This window comes from Pseudomonas sp. R19M (genome assembly GCF_050312585.1).
In the GTDB taxonomy this organism is placed as follows: Bacteria; Pseudomonadota; Gammaproteobacteria; order Pseudomonadales; family Pseudomonadaceae; genus Aquipseudomonas; species Aquipseudomonas palleroniana.
Genome location: NZ_JBNPJV010000100.1, coordinates 13496 through 27935, shown reverse-complemented (window position 1 = coordinate 27935; position 14440 = coordinate 13496). Strand labels below are relative to the sequence as shown.

10 protein-coding genes are annotated in these 14440 nt (G+C 60.5%); 2 read left to right on the top strand and 8 right to left on the bottom strand.

Annotated elements, in window-relative coordinates:
- Positions 1-14: 14 nt before the first annotated feature.
- From ACQRBT_RS25545 to ACQRBT_RS25530, 4 genes are all read right to left on the bottom strand, one after another.
- Entirely contained in the window at positions 15-683 is a 669-nt protein-coding gene (locus ACQRBT_RS25545) for an EboA domain-containing protein (protein WP_412046907.1), read from the bottom strand.
- Positions 680-1564, bottom strand: a complete 885-nt coding sequence (locus ACQRBT_RS25540) for a UbiA family prenyltransferase (RefSeq protein WP_412046906.1) — start codon at positions 1562-1564, stop codon at positions 680-682. Before ACQRBT_RS25540 ends, ACQRBT_RS25545 begins: the two co-directional genes overlap by 4 nt.
- Positions 1561-3426, bottom strand: coding sequence for a 3-dehydroquinate synthase (locus ACQRBT_RS25535; RefSeq protein WP_412046905.1), 1866 nt, complete (start codon positions 3424-3426; stop codon positions 1561-1563). The genes ACQRBT_RS25540 and ACQRBT_RS25535 overlap by 4 nt, the downstream gene beginning before the upstream one ends.
- 382 nt (positions 3427-3808) lie before the next feature.
- Positions 3809-4738, bottom strand: coding sequence for a LysR family transcriptional regulator (locus ACQRBT_RS25530; RefSeq protein WP_412046904.1), 930 nt, complete (start codon positions 4736-4738; stop codon positions 3809-3811).
- 109 nt (positions 4739-4847) lie between these two features.
- On the opposite strand from ACQRBT_RS25530, the gene ACQRBT_RS25525 reads away from it, so the two are divergent.
- A complete protein-coding gene (locus tag ACQRBT_RS25525; RefSeq protein WP_412046903.1) occupies positions 4848-6347 on the top strand; it encodes a CoA-acylating methylmalonate-semialdehyde dehydrogenase in 1500 nt (499 codons plus the stop codon).
- A 249-nt stretch (positions 6348-6596) separates the two neighbouring features.
- A complete protein-coding gene (locus ACQRBT_RS25520) occupies positions 6597-9146 on the top strand; it encodes a hypothetical protein (protein WP_412046902.1) in 2550 nt (849 codons plus the stop codon).
- A gap of 71 nt (positions 9147-9217) precedes the next feature.
- On the opposite strand, the gene ACQRBT_RS25515 is transcribed toward ACQRBT_RS25520, so the two are convergent.
- The 4 genes from ACQRBT_RS25515 to xylA all read right to left on the bottom strand — a co-directional run bounded on the left by ACQRBT_RS25515 (position 9218) and on the right by xylA (position 14393).
- A complete protein-coding gene (locus ACQRBT_RS25515; protein WP_090371873.1) occupies positions 9218-10354 on the bottom strand; it encodes a sugar ABC transporter permease in 1137 nt (378 codons plus the stop codon).
- Positions 10355-11908 (bottom strand): D-xylose ABC transporter ATP-binding protein, encoded by a 1554-nt coding sequence (gene xylG, locus ACQRBT_RS25510; protein WP_412046901.1) that lies wholly within the window; start codon positions 11906-11908, stop codon positions 10355-10357.
- Positions 11905-12906: a D-xylose ABC transporter substrate-binding protein gene (gene xylF, locus ACQRBT_RS25505; RefSeq protein ID WP_412046900.1), complete on the bottom strand. Its 1002-nt coding sequence runs from the start codon at positions 12904-12906 to the stop codon at positions 11905-11907. Before xylF ends, xylG begins: the two co-directional genes overlap by 4 nt.
- 170 nt (positions 12907-13076) lie before the next feature.
- A complete protein-coding gene (gene xylA / locus ACQRBT_RS25500; RefSeq protein WP_412046899.1) occupies positions 13077-14393 on the bottom strand; it encodes a xylose isomerase in 1317 nt (438 codons plus the stop codon).
- Positions 14394-14440: the final 47 nt, after the last annotated feature.

Genomic DNA, 14440 nt, shown 5'->3' with positions numbered 1-14440 from the left:
CTTCTGGGAAAGTCTCAGTTCAGGTACAGGTGCCACTGCGGTGGCAGGTGTCGGCGTTGTTCCGGGTCCAGCAGGTGGAAGGCGATCACCTCGGGCAGGCCGGGCGATATGGGACGGCCCGCGGCCTGTTGCTCTTGCATCAGGTCCAGGGCCAACTGATTGAACGTGGTGCTATGCCGTTGCTTGAGGCCGACCACACGCCCGACGTCCAGGCCCATGCCGAGTGCCTTGAGTACAAGCTGGTGAAAGGCCCGCTCGGGGTAATGGCGTGATGGGTAGGCGTTGTCGAGAGCCAGGGCGGCAAACACCTGCGGGTTGCTGGTGCGTCCGGCCTGCAAGGCCAGCGCCAGGCACTGACCGTTGCTGTCGAGCCAGTCGAGGGCACCGAGCAGGGCGATTTTTTCCTGATCGTCGCCCCACAGGAACCACTGGCGTAGCAGGGGCAAATGTTCGGCAATGGCGGCGGTTTCCAGCACCTGGGCCAGCAGCAATGCACGCGCCAGGTCGACCACGGGGGACGTCAAGTGGCGCTTGCACTGGCTGCTCAACAACGCCGCCGTGGTGGCGTCCGGTTGTTGCGCGAGCGTGGCCTGCGCCTGGCGCCACCACAGCGCTTGGCTGTCGTGCAGTTGCTGGCTTAGCGCTTGGCGCAGTTCGATAAGGCGATCCTGGCGCATGTTCATGTCGGCTTGATCCAACGCTGAAAGTGGGGAAGCAGGAAAAACACCAGCACACACAGCAGACTGCCCAACGGCTGGTCGGCCACGGCCAACACCAGCCCATCGAACAGCGGCAACGCCGCCAGGCCTGCGCCGATAAAAGCGCGCACCTGGCGTTGTTGCGGGTTGGCCAGGTGCCTGCGGTAGTGCAGGCCCAACCAACCCAGCCAGAGCAGCAGCACCGGCCAGAACCACAGGTTGTTGGAGTAGATCGCCAAAGCCAGCGGGCTGAGCATCAGCAACAGCGGCAGGCGGCTGACCAGTTGGTTGCGGTGTTCCTGGCGAGCCAGGTAAGTCAGGCCGCTGATGTACACGCCCAGCAGCATTGCGCACAGCCAGATCGGCTCCGGCGGCAGTGCCAGGCTGGCTGCCGCCGTGAGGTACAGCGCCGAGCGGCACGCTCCCATCAGCCATACGCTGTGGGCGTATTTTTTGTGCAGCAGGTTGTAGCCGAAGATGCAGGCCAGCAGCAGCCCCACGCCGCCAAGCAGCCAGTGGGGCTGATCGATCAGGCGGCTCAGGCCCAGCACGGCCATGGCGGCGAGGATCAGCAGCAGCGCCGTGGCCAGGCCCACTTGCTGCCGGCTGGCCAGGCCCAGGGTGATGGGGCGCGGGTTGTGGTGTTGTTGATCCCAGTCGGCGTCCAGCCAGTCGTTCAACAGCATGCCGGCCAGGTACAACAGCGACAGCGTGCTCAGCAGCAACCCCCAGACCAGCGACGACGGCGGCGCCAACGCTCCGGCGCTGCTGGCGAGCAGGGCGGCAGCCAGCGTGTTGGTCCGCACCGTGGGCAGGTTGGACACGCGACCCAAGGTCAACCAGGTTTTCAGGTTGGCCTGGCTCATTGCGCGTAACTCAGTGGCAGCGCCAGGTCGCCGCGGTTCGCCAACCGTTGCAGCGCCTGTTCCATTTGTGCGTCATCGATGGCATGCAGGTCTACCGACTCTCCGATGCAACGAAGCATGGGGATCGACAGCTGCCCGCCCAGGTGCTGACGGAACTCCTCCAGGCCGAGCAACACCTGGGAGCGGCCCTGGGCATCTTTCATCTTCAGTTCCGGCGGGCACAAGTTGAAGCCCAGGGTGTGCAGCAGGTTCATCAGCCGTTGCGTGTCGCTAGCGCTCAACAACCCCACGGCATTGGCGTACAGACTGTCCAAAGTCATGCCCACGGCGACGGCTTCACCATGACGCAGGCGGTGCTGGCTGAGGTTTTCCAGCTTGTGCGCGGCCCAATGCCCGTAGTCCAGTGGGCGGCCATTACCGCGTTCGAACGGGTCCCCGGCGCCGGTGATATGCCCCAGGTGCAGTTCGGCGCAACGGCGAATGGCGTAGCGGCTGGCCGGGTGATCAAAGCGCGCGAGGGCGTCGGCATGCTGCTCCATCCACTCGAAAAACACCGAGTCCTTGATCAGCGCCACCTTGACCGCTTCGGCCAGCCCGGCGATCTGGTCGCGGTGGGTCAGGCTGGTGAGCAATTGAAAGTCGTTGAGCACCGCTGTAGCGGGATAGAACGCGCCCAGCAGGTTCTTCTGGCCGAAGGCATTGATGCCATTTTTCACCCCGATACCGGCGTCGTTCTGCGCCAGTACCGTGCTGGGGACGCGCACCAGACGGATGCCGCGATGAAAGGTCGCGCAGGCGTAGCCCACCGCGTCCAGCACCGCACCGCCGCCCAGGGCCAGTACGTAGCAATGCCGGTCCAGATGGTGCTGCAGCATGTCGCTGTAGAGCTGCTCCAGGACTTGGGTGTTTTTGCTCAGTTCGCCGGCCGGCACGGCGATGGGGGCCGTTTGCAGGTGCAGGTCGGTGTGGGCGGCGAAATACGCGTCGATCTGCTCCCGCAGCTGAGGCGCGCTGTGCAGCAGTTGTGCGTCGGCAAATATCAGCACCGTCACTGGCCCGTTGTGCAGTGCGCTGAGTTGTTGATGCAGGCAAGGGTTGCGTGGGTCGAACAGGTGGTCGGTGAACACCACCGGGTAGTCATAGCTGACGCTGAAGCAGCCACGCAACGCTTGTTCGGCAGCGGGTTTGCGCAAAGCCTTGAACAGGCTGTACCCCGCCACGAACAGCAGCGGTAGCACCATGCTGGCAAGGATCGTCACCAGCAGTGCATTCTGCTCGATCAGGAACGTGCCGATGGCGGTATAGGCCAACGCCAGGCCCGCATTGGCCAGCGTGGTAATCAACAGAAACGCGCGCAGCGGGTAACGCTGCATTCCGGCGGCCACCACCGAAGTTTCCGCCAGCACCGGCACCCCGCGCAGGCAAATCAACGACAGCGTGTTCAGCCGATACGCCAAGTGCCCCGGGCGACGCTGATGCAGGCCAAGACGACCGGATAACAACCGAAAGTAGCCGGCGCCCAACGCGTAGCCCAACCCGGCACCCAGGCACAAGCCGATAAAAATCACCAGGTAGCCGCCCAGGCCGCCGAGCATGGCAACCGCCAGCAGCGCAACCACGCTCGAGGGTACGGGCAGCAGCACATCCAGCGCGAGCAGGGTAATCAGCAGCAGGGCCAGGTTGAGTGCCACACCGGGCGTGGAAGGTTGGTACAGGTTGAGGTGAAGCAGGAAGGCCTGGATCTGTTGCTCGAACAACAGGAAGCTGGCGATGACCAACACGCAAAAGCCAAACAATGACAGCCAGAAATGTTGGGCTGGCCCCTTTTTCAAGAACGCACGATACGGCTGGCTGCGTTTCATCAAAGCATCCCTTCTGAGTATTAAGACTTAAGTTCCGTGTCTGTATTTAGAGCAGCGTCGGGTCTTGTTTCAGAGCAATAGAATCCCTCGCCAGAATGGCTGGCTGAATGAACGATGGCGGTTGGCCTTCACGGTATTCATGAACCTAGACGGTTGTGGTTTTTTTGCAAGTACGTCGAGTCACAACGGCTGTAACGTAGGCGGTATGGGTAAGATTTTTATATTCAATACAATTAGTTGTATTGAAATTCAGTGGGCGTCAATAACTTGTTATGAGCCCACATAGTTGAAGTGTTTGTTATGAGGATTATTGCCGCTGGCTATATGGTTTCTTATTAAAAAGCGGTTTGTCGAGAATGATTCCGCTTAATGTGCTTGTTGTTTATCCATTGAAACGAAACCCCGCTGATAACTTGTTCTTTAGATAGCCAACTAACGTACTGACCGACTTGGGTACATGGGGCGAGTAGGGGCGGATCAAGTAGATCTCATCGGCAAATACCCCTTTGAGCGTCCAACCCTCGAGCACCTGCACCAGCGTGCCGCTGGCCAATGCGGCGTGGGCACTGAAATCCGGGAGCAGGGCGATACCCAGGTGGTTGAGCGCCGAGTCGCGCAGGGCTTCGCTGTTGTTGGTGGCAAAACTACCGGCGATGGGCACGGTGATACGCTCGGCGTTGCGTTCGAAGGTCCAGGCCGGTTGGTCGGCCCCGCGTGGGTAGAACAGGCAATTATGCGCAGTGAGGTCGCCGGGTTCGCACGGCTCGCCGTGGCGTTGCAAGTATTCGCGGGTTGCCACCAGCACCGAGGCGGTGTCGCACAGCTTCCACGCCACATGGGTTTCCGGCACCTGGAAACCGTGGCGCACCGCCAGGTCGTAGCCCTCGGCCGCCAGCGAACTCAAGGTATCGGAAACATCCAGTTGAATGCGCACCTGCGGGTAGAGCTGCAAGAACTCCGACAGATGCGGCACCAACTGTTGCCGGGCAAAGGCCACCGGCGCGGTGAGGCGCACCAGGCCGCGAATCTCCCCGGCCGAGTCGCGTACCGAAGAGAAACTGCGCGCGATTTGGGCATAGGCGCTGCGCACTTCGCGGGTCAAGGATTGCCCCGCATCGGTCAGCCGTACGCTGCGCGTGGTGCGGGTGACCAACCGTGTACCGGTGGCTTTCTCCAGGTCCGAGATGCGCTGGCTGACGGCGGACTTGCTCACGCCCAGGCGCGCCGCGGCGGCGGTGTAGGTGCCTTGCTCCTCCAGCACCGACAGCCAGTGAATGTGGGTCCACAACCCCTCTATCTCGGCTTTTTCCATGGTTCTATTGTTCGCCTGTATGGACAATAAGTTCTGAATTTTGCTCTGGTTGGGAACAAAGCGAAAGCCTATCGTGGCTTCCATTGCCATCCACCAGGGAGCCTCTGCCATGACCACCACCCTTGAGCACTACATCAACGACCAGCGCGTGAGCCGCGATGATCGCTATCAGGACGTCTTCAACCCGGCCACTGGCGAAAAGACCGGCCGCGTCGCCCTGGCCAGTCGCCAGACCGTGTCCGAAGCCGTCGCCGCTGCCCAGGCTGCGTTCGCCGGTTGGGCCGACACACCGCCGATCCGCCGTGCCCGCGTGTTGTTCGAGTTCTTGCACCTGCTGCGTGAGCGCAAGGATGACCTGGCGCGCATCATCGTCGCCGAACATGGCAAGGTCTTCACCGATGCCCAGGGTGAAGTCGACCGTGGTATCGACATTCTTGAGTTCGCTTGCGGTATTCCCAACCTGCTCAAGGGCGAGCACTCCGACCAGGTGTCCCGTGGCATGGACAACTGGACGATGCGCCAGCCGCTGGGCGTGGTGGCGGGCGTGACGCCGTTCAACTTCCCGGTGATGGTGCCGATGTGGATGTACCCGATCGCCATCGCGGCGGGCAACACCTTCATCCTCAAGCCGAGCCCGACCGACCCGAGCGCCTCGCTGTTCATGGCCGAACTGCTGCGCGAAGCCGGCCTGCCCAAAGGCGTGTTCAACGTGGTGCAGGGCGACAAGGAAGCAGTGGATGCGCTGATCCAACACCCGGACGTCAAGGCCGTGAGTTTCGTCGGCTCCACGCCGATTGCCCAGTACATCTACGAAAGCGGTGCCCGTCACGGCAAGCGTGTGCAAGGGCTGGGCGGCGCGAAAAACCACATGGTGGTGATGCCCGACGCGGATATCGAGAAAACCGTCGACGCACTGATGGGCGCCGCCTATGGCAGTGCCGGCGAGCGCTGCATGGCCATCTCCGTCGCCGTGCTGGTAGGCGATGTGGGTGACAAGGTCATCGCCGCCTTGACCGAACGGGCCAAGCAACTGCGCATCACCGATGGCCGGGATTTGAAAGCCGAAATGGGCCCGATCGTGTCCCGTGCCGCGCTGGAGCGCATCAGTGGCTACATCGAACAGGGCGTGCAAGCCGGTGCGCAATTGCTGCTCGACGGGCGGGGTTACGTGCCGTCCGAGGCCGGCCTGGAACACGGCTTCTGGCTCGGCGCCACGCTGTTCGACCACGTGACCCGGGACATGAGCATCTACCGCGAAGAAATCTTCGGCCCGGTACTGGCCTGCGTGCGCGTCAACGACTTCGCCGAAGCGATCAAACTGGTCAACGACCACGAGTTCGGCAACGGCGTCAGCTGCTTTACCCGCGACGGCCACATTGCCCGCGAGTTTGCCCGGCGTATCGAAGTCGGCATGGTCGGCATCAACGTACCGATCCCCGTGCCCATGGCCTGGCACGGGTTTGGCGGCTGGAAGAAGAGCCTGTTTGGCGACATGCATGCCTACGGCACCGAGGGTGTGCGCTTCTACACCAAGCAGAAGTCGATCATGCAGCGTTGGTCGGAGAGCATCGAACAAGGCGCCGAATTCGCCATGCCAGTGTCCAAGTAACGACCTGAAGAACACCGCCGGGAAACTGTGGGAGGGGGCTTGCCCCCGATGGACTGCGTAGCAGGCCCATTTTTGAGGCCGCCGCGCGGCCTATCGGGAGCAAGCCCCCTCCCACAAGTTTGATCGCATTCAGGCATCCCATCGTGCAATGGAACAATTTCTTACCTCAGTACCACACAGGGTGGACAAATCTACCGCCGTGTTTCCTACCGTGGTCGAGAGAACATTCCACTCGCATGATGATGAATAATGACCACCAATATTCTTGCATTTCCTACCGATCGCCATTGGGCCAGAAACCTTGAAGGGGGCGCGGAAACAGCGAGCAGTCGTACCAAGCGATCTTCGGGTTCTGACGCAGCGGGCAACAGTGAGGCGCCCAAATCCGCATCAGGCCCCTCAGCCGCCAGCCCGCCTCAGGTCACTGGCGGCTCATCGGCCCAGGCGGGCAAAAATAATGCGCCATCGGAACTCAGCAAAAGCTCTGTGAGTTGGGTGAGTTATCAGCACGGTGTCAACCTGGCCGAAGCCATCGAGCCGGGCTCTTCGAAGCGGATGACCCAGGATGAACTGATCGCCTTGCCCGGCAAAATGAGTGCTATGGCGGTGACACCCGAACAAGAGCTGTTGATTGCGTCGACGCGCATTGGCCCCGCGCTGGAGTGGGCCGTTGCCAACGGCATTCTTGAAGATAAAACCGAATTTTCGCAGGCGGACATTCAAAAAGCCCTTGCCGCATTGGATCAGCATCTTGAAAAGATGGCGGGTGCCATCGGTAGCCTCTCTAGCCCCATGCCAATGAGGAAGGATTATTTCCTTGGGACGCAACAGGTATCGCCCATCAAAGGCCATGCCGATCCGGATAATAAAAAATACCCGGTGGCTATCTACGATGACCAAAAATTCGGCGAAGACTTCAAAGCCGATCTGGCGAACAAGAAAGCCGCCTACGGCACGATAATCCAATACGCTCTCTCAACGCTGCCCCCGGCGGATCAAATCGCCATAGCGCACGGTGACGTCGGTGTGTATGCGATGAAGTCACCAGGAGAGGGCGGCGAGCCCGAGCGCACTACGTTCTTGATTAAAGCGGTTCACGAAGGAAAGACGACGGTCTATGAAGTCAACCCTGAACGGGGGACCGTGGTTAAGCGGGACGATTACGTCGGTGTATTTCAGGGCCACAGTGTCATCGGAAAACAACGTTTACCCGACGGCAGTTATGCGAACGCATTCACCGCGTGGCCAAAACCCAGCATTCAAGGGCAGCGTTATGAGGCGAAAGCTGATCAGCCAGTGGGCGCCCGATCGGACAATACGCCGTTTTCCGCCCAGCTTTATACGTTGGAACCGCTGGCGACCTTTCCGGCCTCTGCGCAAGGCAGCGCCGGAAAGCCAACCTATCAGGCAAAGTTCGTGGAGCGAACCGGCCAGATCGGCACGACGGTGTCCGAAAAACTGTTTTTTATGAAGGATCTGGATTTGCTGGAGAGGGCAAAAGAGGATCCGGAGCGCGTGACTGAAGCCGAGAAAGAGGACAGAGACAACTATCAGACATTCAAGGCCGACAGGGAGAAGCGTCGTGAAATCCTTAAAGGTTTCGTGCCTTTTTGGCACGGTGTCGAGGCAATAGTTGCCGGCCGCCCACTCGAAGGCATCGCGCAAATATGGATTGATCTGCTTTCACTGTTTACGCCTGTTGAACAAGCCGCCGCTGGCTTGACGAGGGGGGTTATCCGATCGATCAAACCCATCATCCCGAAGTTTTTGAAACCGTCGGTAAATTTTGCGAGTTACAGCTTAAAGCCTGGGGTTGCCGGGGTTAAATGGGAAGGCGGCGTACAGGGTTTGAAGTGGGCACCCAATGCTTCCAAAAAAGCAACTCAGGGCATTGAGCAGTTCAAGGCTGCCGCCGTGCCGTTGCCCCGCAGTCAACCGGGTGTCAGGCCGATTGAGCTGAATGGTGTGAAGTATTTTGTTTCCGAAAAACCTGATGCCGGCGATGGCGTCCACTATGTGTTACGCATCGCCAAACCGGATGACCCTACGCAGTTAGTCAGTAGCGGAAAAATTGCCAAGCCTGATGACGCAGGTGTCTGGAAGAGAAGAGGCGTCGAGGGCGGCGGGAAAATATCAGAGGTTTTTTCGCAAAAATATAGAGATGCCCGTAAGGAACTGGCTGGCGTTGTGGAAAAACACAAGCAGTCAGGGGGCGCGCTCTCCGAGCAGCAGAAGGACGAGTTCACCAAGACCCTCACTAAACTTGTCGGAGAAAGTAATGCTGATGATTTTGAGCATGTGGGTACTTATACTCGCGCAGGCTCAGACTTCGTCAATCAGCCCCTGCGTGCGAATCGGCGTACGCCGGAACTTGAAGCGTTTTTGCGTGAGTTTGATCAATTAAAGCCCTATGAGGGCAAGGCGTATCGTTCGGCGTTCGTCACCCCAGAGGGTGCAAGCCGGCTTAAAAATGGCGTAGGCAAAGTCTTCCAGGATCCTGGGGTACAGTCCGCCTCGGCGACCGTGCACAATTCAGTGGAGTGGGAAGGCTGGGCGAAAGGCGTGGCAAAAGGTCAGGGGCAGGGGACTCAGCAGGTCGTCTATGTCTTTGATGAGTCCATACCGAAGAAGAACGTATCAACCAGTTTCTTGAAGGATCATGTCGCGATCGGCGCGGGCCAACCCGTCAAAGTATTGGCTGTCCAGGAACACGGTGGAAAGTTGTTCGTCTATTTTTCGTCGCCTTCCGAGGTCCCTGACCATCTCTACAATATCTACAATGGCGCCCAGATTTATTGACGTCATAGGCTTTCGGCACGGACGCATAGCCCTGATCATTCCCACATCCCGTGGGAATGATCAGGGCGGGTTCAGCGCCGCCCAGCCCGCGTACTCACATCCACCCACACCGCCAGCACCAGAATGCTGCCCTTCACAATCATCTGCCAGTAACTGTCCACATCCAGCATCGACATACCGTTGTCCAGGCTGGTAATCACCAACGCCCCGAGCAACGCGCCATACACCGTGCCCGAACCGCCGCGCATGGACGTGCCACCGATAAAGCACGCAGCAATGGCGTCGAGTTCACCCATGTTGCCCGCCGACGGCGAACCGGCCGCGAGGCGGGCGGTGTTGACCAGGCCGGCGAGGGCGCACATCACGCCCATGATGCCGAAGATCCATAGCTTCACCGCCTGTACGTTGATACCCGACAGGCGCGTGGCTTCCATGTTGCTGCCCACCGCGTAGACGCGACGACCGAACACGGTCTGGCTGGTGACGTAGCTGAACACGCCGAGCAGCACCAGCAATAACAACACCGGCACCGGGATGCCGTCGTAGCTGTTGAGGGTGGTGACGAACCCGGCCAACACCACGCCGATCACCCCCACGCGCAACCCATCACGCACCCGCGAGTGCGCCGCCAGGCCATGCAAGGCGCGGTTGCGCCGCTGCTTCCAGGTGAGGAACACGGTCAGCGCAAACAGCAGCACGCCCAGGCCGACTCCTACCGTATGCGGTAAATAGCCCTGGCCCACGTACACCAGTGACGGCGATACCGGTGCGATGGTGGTACCGCCGGTAATCCCCAGCAGAATCCCGCGAAACGCCAGCATCCCGCCCAAACCTACGATAAACGACGGGATACGCAGGTAAGCCGTCATGTAGCCGTTGGCCAAGCCGATCATCAGCCCGCACAACGCCACCAGGCTCAGGTTGGCCAGCAGCGGAATGTGGTACACCACGTCCAGGATCGCCGCGAGCCCGCCCAGCAGCCCGAGCAACGAGCCCACCGATAAATCGATCTCGCCGCTGATGATCACCAGCACCATGCCGCAGGCCAGGATTCCGGTGATCGACATCTGCCGCAGCAGGTTGGACAGGTTGCGCGGCGTCACGAAGCCGCCCTCGGTCTGCCAGCTGAAAAACAGCCAGATAAACGCCACGGCGATGACCAGGGCCAGCATTTTGTAGCGGGTAAAAAGGTGTTTGACCTGATTCATCTACGCGGTCTTCCGATCATGATGGTTTTGGCTGAGCGCGGCGGCGAGCACCTGTTCCTGGGTGAGGTCTTCATTGATAAAGTCGCCACGCAGTTGCCCGTCGCCGATCACCAGCACGCGGTTGGACACGCCCAGCACTTCGGCCAGTTCCGAGGAAACCATGATGATCGACACGCCTTCGGCCGCCAGTGCGCTCATCAGCTTGTAGATCTCGTACTTGGCGCCCACGTCCACGCCGCGGGTGGGTTCATCGAGGATCAGCACCTTGGGCTTGGCCATCAACATCTTCGCCAGCACGGCTTTTTGCTGATTGCCACCGGACAGGCTGGTGATCGACAGCGACGGGCTGGCCGTCTTGAGGTGCAGGCGAGCGATCTGTTGCTCGATGCTGCCCAACTCGGCTTCGGCGTTGATGCGCGTCAGGCGCGAGTAGGTTTCCAGCACGGTCAGGGTGATGTTCTGGCCCACCCCGAAATCCGGAATGATGCCTTGGCGCTTGCGGTCTTCGGGCACCATGCACAGCCCTGCGCGGATCGACTTGAGCGGCGTGCGCGTGTCGACCGGCACGCCGTCCAGCCACACTTCGCCGCTGTAGCGGCCGGGGTAGGCGCCGAACAGCGCCGATACCAGTTCCGTGCGTCCGGCGCCCACCAGCCCGGCGATGCCGAGGATTTCCCCGCGCCTGAGCACAAAGGAAATATCGTCAACGCGTTTGCGCTTGGGGTTGTCGACGTCATAACAGGTGACGTTGCGTGCTTCGAAAATCACCTCGCCCACCGCGTGGGGTTCGGTGGGGTAGAGGTTGTTCATCTCGCGGCCGACCATCTGGGTGATGATCTGCGGGATATCCATGTCGGCCATGGCGGTAGTCGCGATGTGTTTGCCGTCGCGGATCACGGCAATGGTGTCGCACACCGCCGCCACTTCATCGAGCTTGTGGGAGATGTACACGCAGGCCACGCCCTTGGCCTTGAGGTCTCGGATGATATCCAGCAGTACCTCGATTTCCGACCGGGTCAGGGCCGAGGAGGGCTCATCGAGGATCAACAGGCGTGCCTGTTTGTTCAGGGCCTTGGCGATTTCCACCAGTTGCTGGTAACCGCCGCCGTATTGCGACACCGGCAACGCCACGTTCATGTCCGGTACCTTGAGCTCGCGCATCAAGGCTTCGGCGCGGTGGAGCATGGCCGGGTAGTTCATGCGCCCGCCGGGCAAGGTCAGCTCGTGGCCCATGAAGATGTTTTCGGCCACCGACAGGTCAGGCACCAGGGTCAACTCCTGGTGAATGATGACGATACCGACGGCCTCGGTTTCGCTGATGGACTGGGCCTTGAGCGGTTGCCCATCCCAGAGGATTTCACCGTCCCAGGTGCCGTGCGGATAGACCGCCGACAGCACCTTCATCAAGGTGGATTTACCGGCGCCGTTCTCACCGCACAGGCCGACACATTCCCCCCGCCGCACGTTGATATCGATACCGTTCAGGGCGGGTACACCGCCAAAGGTCTTGACGATGCCGCGCATTTGCAACAGGTAGTCGGACATGACCATCATTGCCCGGCAATCTGTGCCTTGGTATAGAACCCGTCCTTCTCCAACAGGTCGATGTTGGCCTTGGTCAGCGGGGTGGGCGTGAGCAGGATGGTGTCGACCTTTTTGCTGCCGTTGTCGTATTGCGAGCTGTAGCTAGGTTTTTCATTGCGCGCCAGTTGTACCGAGAGCTTGGCCGCCTCGGTGGCGATCAGCTTGAGCGGCTTGTACACGGTCATGGTCTGGGTGCCGTCGAGCACGCGCTTCACGGCGGCCAGGTCAGCATCCTGCCCCGAGATCGGCACCTTGCCGGCCAGCTTCTGTGCGGCCAGGGCCTGGATCGCACCGCCGGCGGTGGCGTCGTTGGAAGCGACGATGGCGTCGATCTTGTTGTCGTTACGCGTCAGGGCGTTTTCGACGATGCTCAGGGCCTCGGTAGGGTTCCATTCCTTGACCCACTGCTGGCCGACAATCTTGATGTCGCCCTTGTCGATGGCCGGTTGCAGCACCTTCATCTGGCCTTCGCGCAGCACCTTGGCGTTGTTGTCGGTGGGCGCGCCGCCGAGCAGGAAGTAATTGCCCTTGGGCGCCGCTTGCAGCACACCGCCGGCCTGCATCTCGCCGACTTTTTCGTTATCGAAGGAGATGTACGCGTCGATATCGGCATTGAGGATCAGGCGATCATAGGACACCACCTTGATCCCGGCCTTCTTGGCTTCGGCGACGGCGTTGGTGAGCACGGTCGCGTTGAACGGCACGATGACGATCACGTCGACACCACGGGAGATCAGGTTTTCGATCTGGGAAATCTGCTTCTGCTCGTTGGCGTCGGCCGACTGTACAAACACTTTGGCATCGAGCTTTTCGGCTGCCGCCACGAAGTAGTCGCGGTCGCGGGACCAGCGTTCCAGGCGCAGGTCGTCGATGGAAAAGCCGATTTTCGGGTGAGCGGAATCAGCCATCGCCGGCAGGGCGAGCAAGGCCAGTGCCGAGGCAAGAAGAGTGCGTTTGAATGACTTCATAGTGGTGCGTCCTTTTATTGTTGTAGTAAGACTCTGTAGTGAGCGGGCTCGCCCCGCGCTGGGCGGCGCAGCCGCCCCAAAACCAGGCACCTCGGTCTTTCTGAAACACCCTGGCGTCCCTGTCTGGGGCGGCTGCGCCACCCAGCGCGGGGCAAGCCCGCTCACTACAATCAGCTGTAGATAAAGCGGTTCACGACACCTTCGAGCATCTCCTGTCGCCCGCTCACGGCCTGCGGGTTCAGCTCATTGGCAAATGCATGCTCGGCCAGGGACTCCAGGCTGTACTCGCCGGCCAATACGGCCTGGCCCAGCGGCTGCCGCCAACCGGCATAACGCTGGTCCTTGAATTGTTGCAAGCGGTCGTTCTGCACCATGGCGGCTGCGCGTTCCAATGCCAGGGCCAAGACATCCATGGCGGCCACGTGCCCGTGGAACAGGTCGACTTCGTCCAGGCTCTGGCGACGGACCTTGGAGTCGAAATTGTAGCCGCCATTCTTGAAACCGCCGGCCTTGAGGATTTCATAAGTGGCGAGGGTCATTTCCTCGACGCTGTTGGGGAACTGGTCAGTGTCCCAGCCGTTCTGCGGGTCGCCACGGTTGGCATCGATGCTGCCGAAAATGCCAAGGGACACGGCGGTGGCAATCTCATGCTGAAAACTGTGCCCGGCCAGGGTCGCGTGGTTGGCCTCGATGTTCACCTTGATTTCCTGTTCCAGGCCGTACTCATGCAGGAAGCCGAACACCGTGGCGCTGTCGTAATCGTACTGGTGCTTGGTCGGCTCCTGGGGCTTGGGCTCGATCAGCAGGTCGCCCTTGAAGCCGATCTTGTACTTGTGCTCCACCACCATGCGCATAAACCGGCCGAGCTGCTCGCGTTCGCGCTTGAGGTCGGTGTTGAGCAGGGTTTCATAGCCCTCGCGACCGCCCCACAGCACGTAGTTGGAGCCTTTGAGCCGCAAGGTGGCGTTCATCGCACTGCACACCTGGGCGGCCGCATAGGCAAATACCTCCGGGTCCGGGTTGCTGGCGGCGCCGGCGGCAAAACGCGGGTTGCTGAAGCAGTTGGCGGTGCCCCATAACAGCTGGATGCCGGACTGTTCCTGATGACGCTCCAGGTGATCGACCATCTGCGCAAAGTTATGGCGATATTCCTTGAGCGAGCTGCCTTCGGGGGCGACGTCCGTGTCGTGAAAGCTGTAGTAATCGATGCCCAGTTTGGAGAAGAACTCAAAGGCGGCCTGCGCCTTGCCGATCGCCAGCTCCATCGGCTCGCCACTGCGCTGCCACGGCCGCTTGAAGGTGCCCAGGCCGAACACGTCCGAGCCCGGCCACACAAAGGTGTGCCAATAACAAACGGCCATGCGCAAGTGCTCGCGCATGGGTTTGCCGAGGATCAGTTTGTTGGCGTCATAGTGGCGGAAGGCGAGGGGCGCGTCGCTGTCGGGGCCTTCGAAGCGGACCTTCTCGACACCAGGGAAATACTGCATGGCGTTTTCCTTATTGTTCTTGGCGGTGTCTGGATACTAGCAACGGC

Bases quoted from the DNA above. Each gene is read 5' to 3' on its own strand.
- ACQRBT_RS25545 (WP_412046907.1), bottom strand. From the start codon at position 683: ATGAACATGCGCCAGGATCGCCTTATCGAACTGCGCCAAGCGCTAAGC.
- ACQRBT_RS25540 (WP_412046906.1), bottom strand. From the start codon at position 1,564: ATGAGCCAGGCCAACCTGAAAACCTGGTTGACCTTGGGTCGCGTGTCC.
- ACQRBT_RS25535 (WP_412046905.1), bottom strand. From the start codon at position 3,426: ATGAAACGCAGCCAGCCGTATCGTGCGTTCTTGAAAAAGGGGCCAGCC.
- ACQRBT_RS25530 (WP_412046904.1), bottom strand. From the start codon at position 4,738: ATGGAAAAAGCCGAGATAGAGGGGTTGTGGACCCACATTCACTGGCTG.
- ACQRBT_RS25525 (WP_412046903.1), top strand. From the start codon at position 4,848: ATGACCACCACCCTTGAGCACTACATCAACGACCAGCGCGTGAGCCGC.
- ACQRBT_RS25520 (WP_412046902.1), top strand. From the start codon at position 6,597: ATGACCACCAATATTCTTGCATTTCCTACCGATCGCCATTGGGCCAGA.
- ACQRBT_RS25515 (WP_090371873.1), bottom strand. From the start codon at position 10,354: ATGAATCAGGTCAAACACCTTTTTACCCGCTACAAAATGCTGGCCCTG.
- xylG (WP_412046901.1), bottom strand. From the start codon at position 11,908: ATGATGGTCATGTCCGACTACCTGTTGCAAATGCGCGGCATCGTCAAG.
- xylF (WP_412046900.1), bottom strand. From the start codon at position 12,906: ATGAAGTCATTCAAACGCACTCTTCTTGCCTCGGCACTGGCCTTGCTC.
- xylA (WP_412046899.1), bottom strand. From the start codon at position 14,393: ATGCAGTATTTCCCTGGTGTCGAGAAGGTCCGCTTCGAAGGCCCCGAC.